The following is an 11,776-nucleotide window of genomic DNA, read 5'->3' on the forward strand; positions in this document are numbered from 1 at the left end:
ATCGGAATCCGGGATACCCCGGGGGAATTCGGAGCGGTGCGGTGATTCCGGCGAAAGAAGAAATCCTGGGAAGAGGTATTCCGTCCCTGCCGTGGTGCCTCGTTTCCTGTCCGGTGAGGCCCGCATCACCAGTAAGCCCCGGCGGGGACACCCCGGTCACGTTCCGGAAACTCGGGACTTGACACACCCGTAAACCCCACGTAAAAGCCCCCGGGTGGCCACGCCGCGGAGCTCGTCCCGGCGGATCCGTGGGCGCTGGAGGTGCGGCTCGACAGCTCGCCCTCGCCCTCTGCGGTGCCGTACGCAGGGGGCCGGCCGGAAAAGCGTCCGGCCGGCCCCCCCCCGCGCGCCCACACCCGGCGCAGCTCCCGTGCCCCTCCCGGGGCCGGCGTTACCTGAGGGCCTCGAAGGAGGCGACGAGGTCGGTGGGGGAGGGGAGGTCGGTGATGTCGGCCTGGACGGTGGCGGCGGCCTTGCGCAGGCCGTCGTCGGTGAGGAGGCGGTTGAGCAGCGCGGCGTCCACGCTGCCACCGCTCGCGCGGAGGGCGAAGCCCAGGCCCGTCGCGGCATCGACGTTGATGAAGTGGTCGGCGCCCTGCGGGAGGATCAGCTGGGGTACGCCCCGGGCGGCGGCGGTGAGCATGGTGCCGGAGCCGCCGTGGTGCACGATCGCGTCGGCGCTGTCCAGCAGCTGGGCCAGCGGCACCCAGGGCAGTGGGCGGACATTGGCGGGAAGTGTGCCGAGCGGACTCAGGTCGGTGTCGCCGACGGCGAGCAGGAACTCGGCATCGACGGAGGCAGCCTCGGCGATCACCCGGGTGACCGGGTCGACACCCGCGTACGCGGTCACCACCGTTCCCAGGGTCACGGCGATCCGGGGCCGGGAACCACGGGCCACGAGGTCGCGGGGCACCGTGCCGCCGCCGTTGTACGGCACGTAGCGGACCCGCCAGCCGGTGCCGTCCCCGCCGAGGGAGGCGGGCACGACGTCGAGGACGGTGTGGGTGGTCGGCCCTTCGACCTCGCGGGCCCGGTACTCGTCCGACAGGAGGCCGGCGAGCCTGCCGACCATGCCGAAGCCGGACATCACGCCGAAGTTGTGCACGACGGCGGGTATGGCGAGCGCCGCCGAGACCAGTGGTGCGGCGGCCTGGAAGGCGGCGTGGACGATGAGGTCCGGCCGCCAGTCGACGGCGACCGCGAGCAGGTCGTCGATGGTGACCCGGCTGTGTTCGGCGAAACCGCCTGCGGCCAGCCTTTCGGCGTCTTCCGGACTGTTGCCGTCCGTGACGAACTGCGGGTCGGTGCCGTTCGAGGCGCGCCGGAAGGCCTCCATCAGCGTCGAGCCGTCACCGATCTCCACGGTGGGCACGCCGGCCTGCCGCATGGGGTCGAGCGGGGCCGAGCCGGCGAACAGCACCTGGTGCCCGGCGGACTGGAGCGCCTGGGCGGTCGGCACCATCGGGAACAGATGGCCTGCCGCAGCGGGTCCGGTGAACAGGATGCGCACGGTGTTACTCCTCGGCTGGAGCTTCTTGATTCTTCTGACAAACCGTCGAACGTATCGGCTGGCGCGTCAATTTCCGCCGAGGTGAACGAGTTTCAGCCGATTTTTACGGTGCTCCTCACGCCGATTCCGAGCGATTCTGAGTGATTCCGAGCGATCCCGAAGAGGAACCGGGCGACCGGGCGCGGGCCCCTGTCTCCGCCGCTCGTGCGCCCCTGCGGCATTCGTGTCCGAGCCTCAGTACGTCGTGACCCGCTCGGCTTCCTGGGCAGGTGCGGCCGGACGGTGCCGCGGGTGGTCGCCCGCGGCGGGCCGCGGGCGGACCGGCCACCAAAGGGCCCGGCCCAGGAGTGCGGCCAGGGCGGGGACCAGTAGCAGCGAGAGGACGAACGCGGAGAGCAGGATGCCGAGCGTCAGCGCGAAGGAGACCTGTTCGTTCCCCGGGGTCGTCGCGAGCGTGGCGAAGGAGCCGGCCAGCACCAGTCCGGCGGTGGCGATGGCCGGTGTCGTGTGGCGGACCGCGCGCGCCACGGCGGCGCGGGCCGGCCCCGGTCGCCGCATCTCCTCCCGGATCCGGTCGGTGATCAGGATGTTGTAGTCGGTGCCCAGTGCCACGACGAACAGGAACAGCACCAGGGGGAGGGTGAAATCGACGCCCGGCTTGCCGAGGGCGTGCTGGAACAGCAGCGTGGTGGCGCCGAGGGTGGCGGCGAAGCCGAGTCCGACGGAGACCATCAGGACCATCGGTGCGAGCAGGCTCCGCAGGAGGACGAGGAGGATCAGCGCGATCAGCGCGGCCGCGACCGGGAAAACGATCTTCAGGTCGTGGTCGACGGCGGTCGCGATGTCGGCGAAGATCGCCGAGGTCCCGCCCACGTGCGCCGCCGTCCCCGCGGGCACGTGCTGGGCGACGGTGGCCCGCACCGGTCCCGAAGCCAGATCGCGGGCCTGTCGGCTCTGCGGGTCGGCGGTCAGGTACAGGTCGATCCGGGCGGCACGACGGTCCTCGGTCAGGACGGTCCGCGCCACCTGACCCACGCCCTTGACCTGGGTGAGTGCCTGGGTGAGGCCACCGAGCCGGCCGGTGGTGAGCTCGCCGCCGTCCGTCGTGGTGACGAAGACGCTCGTCGGATCGGACACCCCGGCCGGCAGCGTACGGGAGATCTCGGCCGCGGTGGCGGCGGCGGGGGTCGGGCCACCCGATCCGCCCCGGCCGTAGTCCATGCGTATGCCGGCCGTCCCGGCAGCGAGCGCGGCGAGCAGGACCACGGAGGCCGTCAGCGCCGTCCAGGGCCGTCGGGTGACCAGCTCGCCCAGCCGGGCGGCACGGCCTTCGCGCGGCTCGTGGCGCAGGGCCCGGGAGGGCCAGAACATCTTGCGCCCGGCGGCCGCGAGCAGCGCCGGCATGAGGGTGAGGCTGCCGAGCAGCATCACCAGGACCGCGACGGCGATCGCGGGCCCCAGCGAGCGGAACTGCCCGAACGTCGCCAGGCCCAGCGAGGCGAACGCGGCGACGATGGTCAGCGCCGCCGAGGTGATCGCGGCGCCCACCCGGCCGGAGACCTGCCCGGCCGCCTCCCGGGCCGACTGTTCGGGCCGGGCACGCAGTTGTTCGCGGAAGCGGAACAGCAGGAACAGCAGGTAGTCGATGCCGATGCCGAGCAGGACCACCTGGATCAATGCCGGAGTGCCCGCGTCGAGCTTGCGCCCCGTGAGCAGCGCGGCGCCCGCCACGGCTCCCGCCGCCACGCCGCCGATGAGGGCGACCGCGAGCAGTGGCAGCAGGGCCGCCACCACGCTGCGGAACACCAGCACGTTGAGCAGGACGATGAACCCCATGACGAGGGCGCCCCCGACCGTCGCGGCGGTCTTGTGGGCATCGGTGGTGTCGACGGTGTCGGCGAGCGCCCCGGTGAAACCGGTCCGCATCCCCGCCTCGGAGAACTGCGTCCGGGCGTCGTCCCGGAAGGTCCGGTAGACGCCCTGGACCCCCCTGTCCGAGGGATTGCCCGTCAGCTGGACGGAAAGCAGTTCGAAGCTCCGGTCGGGCGCCGTCATCGCCGGGGCGATCCGGGGCGTCTGGGAGCGGTCCGGGACCAGGAACCGCGGCATGTCGTCTTCCCTGGGCATGACCACCCGGCGTCGGCCCAGTTTCGCGGCCTCGGCCTCGACCCGCTCCTGGTCGGCCGTACTCAGGGCCTTGCCGTCGGCCCGGGCGACCAGCACCGTCACCGTCACGGCGTCGGGGTCGGCCCCGAACCGCTCCTGGGCGATCCGCAGGGCGGCGGCCGAGTCGTAGCCGCGGGGCAGGAAGTCCCCGGTCTGGTGCTGGGTGACGCGGGCGATCAGTACGGGGGCCAGGGCGCTCAGCGCGACACCCAGCACCACCCAGAGGGTGATGACCTTCCACGGGTGTCGGGTGGAGTATCCGGTCAGGGCGCGGATCACGATGTCCTCCGGCGGACGGACTTGGGTGCGGATGCCTGCCGGGGGCTCCCGGCAGGCATCCAGACCATCAGTCGGGGGCACTGGCCGGCGTCAGGGCAGCGGATGATCCACAGGGGGGCCCTGAGTCCCTCCCTGCCTCGGCACCAGGACCCTGGTCCTGCTCCGGCTGGCGGGTCCTGGTCCCGGCCGTGCTGCCACCGCGGCAGCCGAGCCGACGGCTGTGCAACCCTTTCCCGGGGGCCGGGAAGGCCGGACAAAGGGGAGAGCACACACATGCCCAGGAGCCGACACATCGGGCCCGGCGACGGCCGGGAGGCGCCGCACGCGGACAGCGCCGAGCCGCCGTGGACCCGCAACGACGCGCTCGTGACCGGGGGCGCCTGCGCGATGAACCTGCTCAGCTACGCGCTCTTCAACGACCCGGACGGCCAACACGAGGTGAGCGTGGTCGGGTTGCTCCTCGTCGCGCTGGCGGCCGTGCCGCTGCTCGCCCGGCGCCGCTATCCCGTGGCCGCGCTCGCCGCCGTACTGGTGCTCGACGTGACGGCCGCCGTGACCGTACAGCTGCCGAGCCACTTCGGTGCCGTCCTGGTGGTCGCCCTGTACTCGGTGGTCCGGGCCCGCCCCGGCCGGGTGACGGCGTTCGCCGCCGTCGCGACGGTGTCCATGATGGTGCTGAGCCAGAGCATCGGCCGGATGCCGCCCTGGCAGGAGGCCGTGAGCCCACCCCTGTCCACCCTGATCGTCGTCGCCACCGCCATGGCGGTCAACCGCTGGCAGCGCGAGGTGGCGGCCAACCGCCGGCTCCTGGCCGACCGTGCGGTGGCCGACGAACGCCGCCGCATCGCACGGGAGTTGCACGACATCGTGGCCCACCACATCACCACCATGCAGCTGATGGCCGGCGGAGCCCGGGCCAACATCTCCGAACCGGAAGTGGTCCGGGACGCCCTGTTCACCCTGGAGGCTTCCGGACGGCTCGCTCTGCGCGAGATGCGTCAGCTCCTCGACGTGCTGAGGGCCGGCGACGAACCGGAGACCGCGCCGCCGCTGCCCCAGCCCGGCGTCGAAGACCTCGACCGCCTGGTGGCCGAATCCCGCCTTGCCGGACTGCCGACCGAGCTCAGCGTCCACGGGCAGCCGCGCCCGCTGCCGCCGACCGTTGGCCTCACGGTGTTCCGGATCGCCCAGGAGGCCCTCACCAACGCCCGCAAGTACGCGGGGCCCGCCCACGCCCGCGTACGACTCGTGTACCACCGGGAGGGGATCACCATCGAGGTGCGCGACGACGGCGGAGGCACGCCGCCACACGAGGGGGCGTCGGCCGCGCTCCCGGGCGGCTACGGCCTCGTCGGCATGCGAGAGCGCGTCGCCCTGCACGGCGGCACCCTCACCGTCGGCCCGCAGGCCGACGGTGGCTTCGCCGTCGTCGCCGACCTGCCCCTGACCACGGAAGAAGCCACGGAAGAAGCCACGGAAGAAGCGGCCGAGGCGGCCGTCCGGCACGAGGGAGCACATCGATGACCGGGCCCGAGCCGGCGCAGGCGGCGCAGACCGCGCAGCCGAGGATCAGGGTGCTGATCGTGGACGACCAGCCGCTGGTCCGGCGCGGACTGTCGCTGATCCTCTCCCCGGACCCGTCCTTCGAGGTGGTGGGAGAGGCCGAGGACGGCGCGCGGGCCGTCACCCTGGCCCGCGAGCTGCGCCCGGACGTCGCGGTGATGGACATCCGCATGCCCGTACTGGACGGGGTCGGCGCGACCGCGGAACTCGCCACCGCCGTGCCCGACTGCCGGGTCCTGGCCCTCAGCACCTTCGACCTCGACGAGTACGTCGTGGGCGCCCTGCGCGCGGGAGCCTACGGATTCCTGCCCAAGGACAGCTCGCCGGAGGAGCTGAGCGCGGCGATCCGCACCGTCCACGCGGGCGAGGCCGCCGTCGCACCGCGCCTGCTCACCCGGCTGATCTCCACCTACGTACGGGCACCGGCCGGTCCTCGGCCGACCGCCGCCGGCCTGGGCGAGCTCACCCCCCGAGAGGTCGAGGTGTGGCGCCTCATGGCCACCGGCCTCGACAACAACGGGATCTCCCGCGCCCTGGACATCAGCCTCTCCACGGTCAAGAACTACATCACCAGCATCTTCGACAAGCTCGCCGTCCGCGATCGCGCCCAGGCGGTCATCGCGGCCTACGAATCGGGCCTGGTCACCGCCCGCGCGGCGGCCGGAAACCCGCCGGGGGACGACGGGTACGGGTGCGGCGCAACAAGGCCCCCGCGCCCCGCGCCCAGGTAGCCCCCCGGGCCGTGACGAGACCCCTCCCCGGCCGGAGGGGGCGCGGCGGACCTCCCTCGGCTTGATGGGCAAGCGATAACTTGCCTCGTGCGGCACATCGCCGAGCGATGAGCCGCGCCCGCCCCGTCCGACCCGTCCGCCCCGTCCGCCCCGTCCGACCCGGAGGAGTGCACCCCATGAAGATCCATCTGACCAGCGTGTTCGTCGACGACCAGGCCAAGGCCCTGCGCTTCTACACCGAGATCCTCGGCTTCGTGAAGAAGTACGACGTCCCGGTGGGGGAGACGGATCGCTGGCTGACCGTCGTCTCGCCCGCCGAGCCCGGCGGCACCGAACTCCTCCTGGAGCCCTCCGGCCACCCGGCCGTCAAGCCCTACCGCGACGCGCTCGTCCGGGACGGCATCCCGCTCGCCCAGTTCGCCGTCGAGGACGTGCGGGCGGAGTACGAGCGCTTGAGCGCCCTCGGCGTCCGCTTCATCCAGGAGCCCCTGGAGATGGGCCTCGTCACCACGGCCGTCTTCGACGACACCTGCGGCAACCTGATCCAGATCGCGACACAGCCGAAGGTGTGAAGCAGCCGCAGTCATGACGCGGGTGGCCCGTGGTCACCTGCGACGGGTCCGACGGAGTTTCGGCCTGGAGGCGCCCCCCTCGATGCGTACGCCGGGCATGATCACGGCGCCGTAGCCGGACCAGAGGTCGTTCCCGTTATCCAGCTCGCGCATGCGGCGATCACGGTTCCGTCGTGGGGTCGGGGTGGGGATCGGGCGGCACAGTCGCCCGACGGTACTTGATGTTGACGGCCGAAGCCTTGGCCAGCGCCACGGGATTCAAGAAGCGCAGCGGACCGATCAGGCGGGATCCGAACAGATGCATGTGCCGCGCCGCCGATTCATCGCGCGCCGCCGCCGAGAACATGAGCCGCTCCAGGGGGTTGAACGGACGGGCCTTGGCGAAATCGGCGGCCAGGGACTGGTGACCGAGCAGCCGGCGCCGGTGCGTGCGCGCGTACGTACCGAGCGATCTGTCGAGGTCACCCCGACCGGTCGCGGCCGAGCCGACCGCCTCGGCCAGCCAGTGCGCGGACTGCAGAGCCCATCCGCATCCGACTCTCCACAGGGGATCGCTGGTCAGGGCGGCGTCACCGATGAGCGCGACGCCGGGCGCGGTCGGTTTGCGGCTGTGGAGCGGGTAGTTGACCGTGCCGATGATCTTCGTGATGCGCTCGGCGGAGTCGATGGGCGGTGCCTCGGGCAGGGCGCGGACCAATGCGAGGAAGCTGCCCTCCAGGTCTTCCCGGAAGGCCGGGAGCCGTTTCTTGTCCGGGAGCACCGCGAGGACCGTCACCCCGTCGTCGTTGGGAAACGCGTACGCCATGTCGGGCTCGAGGAACCAGGCCTGGCCGATCCCGCCGTGCAGCGGAAGGTCGCGGAAGTGCGCGAGATAGCCGAACCGCGCGTTCTCGTACAGCCGAGTGGGTATCCCGGCGAACTTCGCTACGGCCGAATCCTTGCCGTCGGCGCCGATCACCAGACGTGCCCGGATCTCGCGCTCGCCCTGGGGCGTCGACGCGCGCACCCCCGAGGTCCGCCCGGCCTCCCGGACCAACCCGGTCACGCGGTGACCGAGGAGCAGGTCGACACCGGGCGTCCCTGCCGCACGGGACCTGATCAACGGGTCGAGGGTGCTGCGCCGGACGTTGTACGCGTACGGCAGCTCGGGGCCCTGCGGCGCGGCCCTCGGTTCGATCCAACCCCAACGGGTGTACCAACGGGCCTCGTTGCGGACGGCTCCCGCCTCCTCCAGGGCGGGGACGAGGCCGAGCTCGTCCAGTACCGGATAGGCGTTGGCCGTGATGGAGTGGGTGCAGAGCACTTTGTACGCTGCGGGGTCCGAGCGGCGCTCCAACAGTGCCACGCGGACACCGCGGCGAGCGAGCAAGATCGCCGCGGCGCTGCCGGCGAGGCCGGCTCCGCTGATGACGACGTCGTAGTCGTATCCCGCGCTTTCAGGTGTGGTCATGCGCTGATGGGTCCCTTCGGGGTGTGGTGCCGTTCGTGGGACTGGTGCAGTGCAACTGCTGTCAGTCACAGGGGTAGTTGTCAAGAGCCGTGGTGCAATGCGGGCTCCCGAGCCGCCCGGAGCCGGTCACCGGCAGCCCCATCGGGGAGAGCCGCCGCCACGATTCGTGCGGCGGCCGGTTTGGTCGGTAGGGTGCCAGGTCACGACCGCTTCCCGTTCGATCAACGGGCCGGTCAGGGCTCCGCCGCAGCTGGTGGCACCTCCACGGCTGCTGTGCCGGTCTCTGCCTGCGCGGGCCCCGGGATGGGGGGCGGTCCTCAGGGCGGGGCAGTCGGGCCCCGGCCGACTGCTCAGGAGGAACGAGTGGCACGGATCATCGCCGAGGTCTCGCGGACGTTCAACGAGTTTCTGCTCTTGCCGAACAGGACGCGAACCGACTGCTCGGCTGCGACAGTTGACTTGAGCACGTCCCTGGTGCGGCACATCGTGGGCGAGGCGTCGGCGATCGAGCTGCGGTCCCCGTTCACCTCCGCGATCATGCAGGCCGTCAGCACACCCGAACTCGCGATCGCGCTCGCGCGAAACGGCGGTTTCAGCTTCCTGCACCACAATCAGCCGATCCAGGAACAGGCCGCGGCGGTCCGCCAGGTGAAGAACTTCAAGGCCGGGTTCGTCACCAGCGATACCAACGTCCGCCCCGACGACAGCCTGAGCCTCCTCGTCGACGTCATGCGCCGCACCGGTCACAGCACCGCAGCGGTCACCCACGACGGCACCCCCACCGGCCGCCTGCTCGGCCTGGTGACGTCCCGGGACTTCCATCCCCAGCGCCACGACCTCGACGGACCGGTCAGCGGCCGGATGGCGGCCCTCGCCGATCTGGCGCACGCCGGGCCGGACATCACCCTTTCCGAAGCCAACGCACGGCTGTGGGACGAACGGCTCGACTGTCTCCCGGTGTTGGACATCGATGGCCACCTACAGCACCTGGTGTTCCGTTCCGACTACGCGGACAACAAGCGCTTCCCGAACCAGATCGTGGACGCCGCCAAGCGTCTGCGGGTGGGCGCGGGCATCAACACCCACGACTACCAGGAGCGCGTGCCGGCCCTGCTGGAGGCGGGCGTGGACGCGGTGTGCTTCGACTCCTCCGACGGCTACAGCGACTGGCAGGCGCAGGCCCTGTCCTGGGTGAAGAAGCACTACCCAGAGATCCCGGTCGGCGGCGGCAACGTGGTCGACGGCGAGGCGTTCACCTTTCTCGCCGAGGCGGGAGCGGACTTCGTCAAGGTGGGGGTCGGCGGCGGCTCCATCTGCATCACCCGGGACCAGAAGGGCATCGGCCGCGGCCAGGCCAGCGCCGTGCTCGACGTCGCGGCCGCCCGGGACGCCTTCCGCGAACGCACCGGAGAATACGTGCCGATCTGCTCCGACGGCGGGCTGGTGCACGACTACCACGTGGCCCTGGCGCTGGCGATGGGCGCCGACTTCGTCATGATGGGGCGCTACTTCGCACGCTTCGACCAGGCGGCCGGCGCGAAGCTGCCCACCCGTGACGGCTTCGTGAAGGAGTACTGGGGCGAGGGATCGAACCGGGCCCGCAACTGGCAGCGCTACGGCCAGGGAGGCCAGGGACTGATCTTCGAGGAAGGCGTGGACGGCTACGTCCCCTACGCCGGCGACCTCAACGAAGGCCTCGCCCTGACCATCGCCAAACTCAAGACCACGATGGTCTCCTGCGGCTCCACCACCCTGCCGGAGTTCCAGTCCACGGCCCGCCTGACCCTCGTCTCGGACCAGAGCTTCCAGGAGAGCCACGCCAACGTCACCCTGCGGGACACCCCGGCGACGGTCTCCTGAGGAGCGAGCGCCGCGCGCTACGAGGGGTCGGTCGCCCCGGTCCCGAGGCCGTCGCACAGACCTAGGCCTATGGTTGGCTGATGCGCGCACACCGTACTGACCGGCCGGCCGATCTCGACGTGGTTCGGGAGTCCTACGACGGGGTGGCCGACAACTACGCCCACATGGTGCTGACCACGGGAGTCGGCGACATCCGTACCCATCCGTGGCTCAAGGCGTCGATCGACGCCTTCGCCGACACCGTGAGCGGGCTCGGGCCCGTCCTCGACGTCGGCTGCGGACCCGGCACGGTGACCGCCTACCTTGCCGAACGCGGACTGGACGTGTCGGGGGTCGACCTCTCTCCTCGCATGATCGAGAACGCGCGTCGCCTTCATCCGCGATGCCGCTTCGCCGTCTCCTCCGCCACCGACCTCGACCTCGCCGAAGCGTCCCTTGGCGGCGTGCTCGGGTGGTGGTCACTGTTCAACCTTCCCCGTGACGTCCTTCCTCAGGTTCTCGCCCTGTTCGCGCGCGCCCTGAAGCCGGGCGGACACTTCATCACGGCAACACACGTCGGCGACGAGGACGCGGTGCGCACCGAGGCCTACGGAGGCGTACCCGTTCGGTGGACGACATACAAATGGAGGCCGGAGCCATTCGTGGAGCTGATCGAGCGGGCTGGACTGCGCCCGGTCGCCGAACTCCGCCTCCCGGCCGACGAGCACAGCGGGCCGGGTCTGGTCGTCATGGCCGAAAAACCCCGCTGAGGACCTGTCCGGTCGGCGTTCGACGCAACGACGCTCAGCGCCATGGTGGGCGGCCCTGGCGAGGCCGGGGGTCGTCAGTACGGCCCCTGCGCGTGCATCCATTCGAGCGAAAACTCGCTGAGAGGCTGCCGTCCGTCCCCGAAGGCGCGCCATGGTCTCTCCGGAGGGTACGGGCTCGTACTGAAGGGACGGAACATTGTATTTGAGGCGTACCGGAACGGTCCTGGGCGCAGCCGCGCTGACCATGCTGACTCTTCCGGCCGACGCGAACGCCGCGGCCATCGCATGTGGCGGGGGAGTGTCGACCGGCCGGGTGGCCGTCAACGGCTGCATCAGTGCCGAGCGGGGATCCGTCGGCAGGTTCCCCACGCGGGACATCACGGCGTACATCAAGGCGCGTAACACGGGAACGAAGGGACTGAACGTCTCCTACGAGGCGTTCTTCCGCGTCGTCGACGGCGGTCACTGGGAGAAGGTGGGCAGCGGCCGTACCTACGTCGCGGCCGGCGCGGCCATCGACCCCGTCGCCGTGGGAAGCACGACGCGGGTGTGCGGACCGGTGAAGGTCGAGATCCGCGTACATGCCCGGGCCGACGGCGCCGCCTGGAGCGGCTGGTCTCCGGCGGCCACGAAGCAGTGCCAGACCTGACTGTGACTGCGACCGTAACCATGACCACGACCATGAGCATGACCACGACTGCTCACGCGATCTCCTGATCGTCCCGGGCCGGCGGGCCGGGGCGCGCCGATGCGCGCGTCCCGGCCCGCCGATGATCAGCCCGCTAGTGTCCTGAGTCTCGGAAAGTCCATAGAAGTATGCTGATCTCATGGCACGCATGGGACGGCCGACGGCCGAGGTGGTTCTGACCGACGACGAGCGTGAGACGCTGCTGCGT

9 protein-coding genes are annotated in these 11,776 nt (G+C 71.2%); 6 read left to right on the forward strand and 3 right to left on the reverse strand.

The features are described 5' to 3' along the window. Positions 1–391: 391 nt before the first annotated feature. Together J7E97_RS07310 and J7E97_RS07315 are read right to left on the reverse strand one after the other, a co-directional pair. The gene (locus J7E97_RS07310; RefSeq protein ID WP_215023596.1) at positions 392–1,510 is read right to left on the reverse strand and encodes a glycosyltransferase; all 1,119 of its coding nucleotides are present in this window, start codon (positions 1,508–1,510) and stop codon (positions 392–394) included. 234 nt (positions 1,511–1,744) lie between these two features. Next, a complete protein-coding gene (locus J7E97_RS07315) occupies positions 1,745–3,955 on the reverse strand; it encodes an MMPL family transporter (protein ID WP_215023598.1) in 2,211 nt (736 codons plus the stop codon). Positions 3,956–4,228: 273 nt separating this feature from the next. On the opposite strand from J7E97_RS07315, the gene J7E97_RS07320 reads away from it, so the two are divergent. From J7E97_RS07320 to J7E97_RS07330, 3 genes are all read left to right on the forward strand, one after another. Then, on the forward strand, positions 4,229–5,479 hold the full coding sequence (locus J7E97_RS07320; protein WP_215023600.1) for a sensor histidine kinase: 1,251 nt from the start codon (positions 4,229–4,231) through the stop codon (positions 5,477–5,479). Then, complete coding sequence (locus J7E97_RS07325; RefSeq protein WP_215023602.1) at positions 5,476–6,249, forward strand: response regulator transcription factor; 774 nt, start codon at positions 5,476–5,478, stop codon at positions 6,247–6,249. The genes J7E97_RS07320 and J7E97_RS07325 overlap by 4 nt, the downstream gene beginning before the upstream one ends. 176 nt (positions 6,250–6,425) lie before the next feature. Then, complete coding sequence (locus J7E97_RS07330) at positions 6,426–6,821, forward strand: VOC family protein (protein ID WP_215023603.1); 396 nt, start codon at positions 6,426–6,428, stop codon at positions 6,819–6,821. A gap of 160 nt (positions 6,822–6,981) precedes the next feature. On the opposite strand, the gene J7E97_RS07335 is transcribed toward J7E97_RS07330, so the two are convergent. Further along, complete coding sequence (locus J7E97_RS07335) at positions 6,982–8,271, reverse strand: NAD(P)/FAD-dependent oxidoreductase (RefSeq protein ID WP_215023610.1); 1,290 nt, start codon at positions 8,269–8,271, stop codon at positions 6,982–6,984. A 363-nt stretch (positions 8,272–8,634) separates the two neighbouring features. Between J7E97_RS07335 and J7E97_RS07340 the strand changes: the two genes are divergently transcribed. The 3 genes from J7E97_RS07340 (at position 8,635) to J7E97_RS07350 (ending at position 11,529) form a co-directional block, all read left to right on the forward strand. Next, entirely contained in the window at positions 8,635–10,131 is a 1,497-nt protein-coding gene (locus tag J7E97_RS07340) for an IMP dehydrogenase (protein WP_215023612.1), read from the forward strand. 80 nt (positions 10,132–10,211) lie between these two features. After that, a complete protein-coding gene (locus J7E97_RS07345; RefSeq protein ID WP_215023614.1) occupies positions 10,212–10,880 on the forward strand; it encodes a class I SAM-dependent methyltransferase in 669 nt (222 codons plus the stop codon). A 202-nt stretch (positions 10,881–11,082) separates the two neighbouring features. Beyond that, on the forward strand, positions 11,083–11,529 hold the full coding sequence (locus J7E97_RS07350; RefSeq protein WP_215023616.1) for a hypothetical protein: 447 nt from the start codon (positions 11,083–11,085) through the stop codon (positions 11,527–11,529). Positions 11,530–11,776: the final 247 nt, after the last annotated feature.

It is taken from the genome of Streptomyces sp. ISL-66, from assembly GCF_018614135.1.
In the GTDB taxonomy this organism is placed as follows: Bacteria; Actinomycetota; Actinomycetes; order Streptomycetales; family Streptomycetaceae; genus Streptomyces.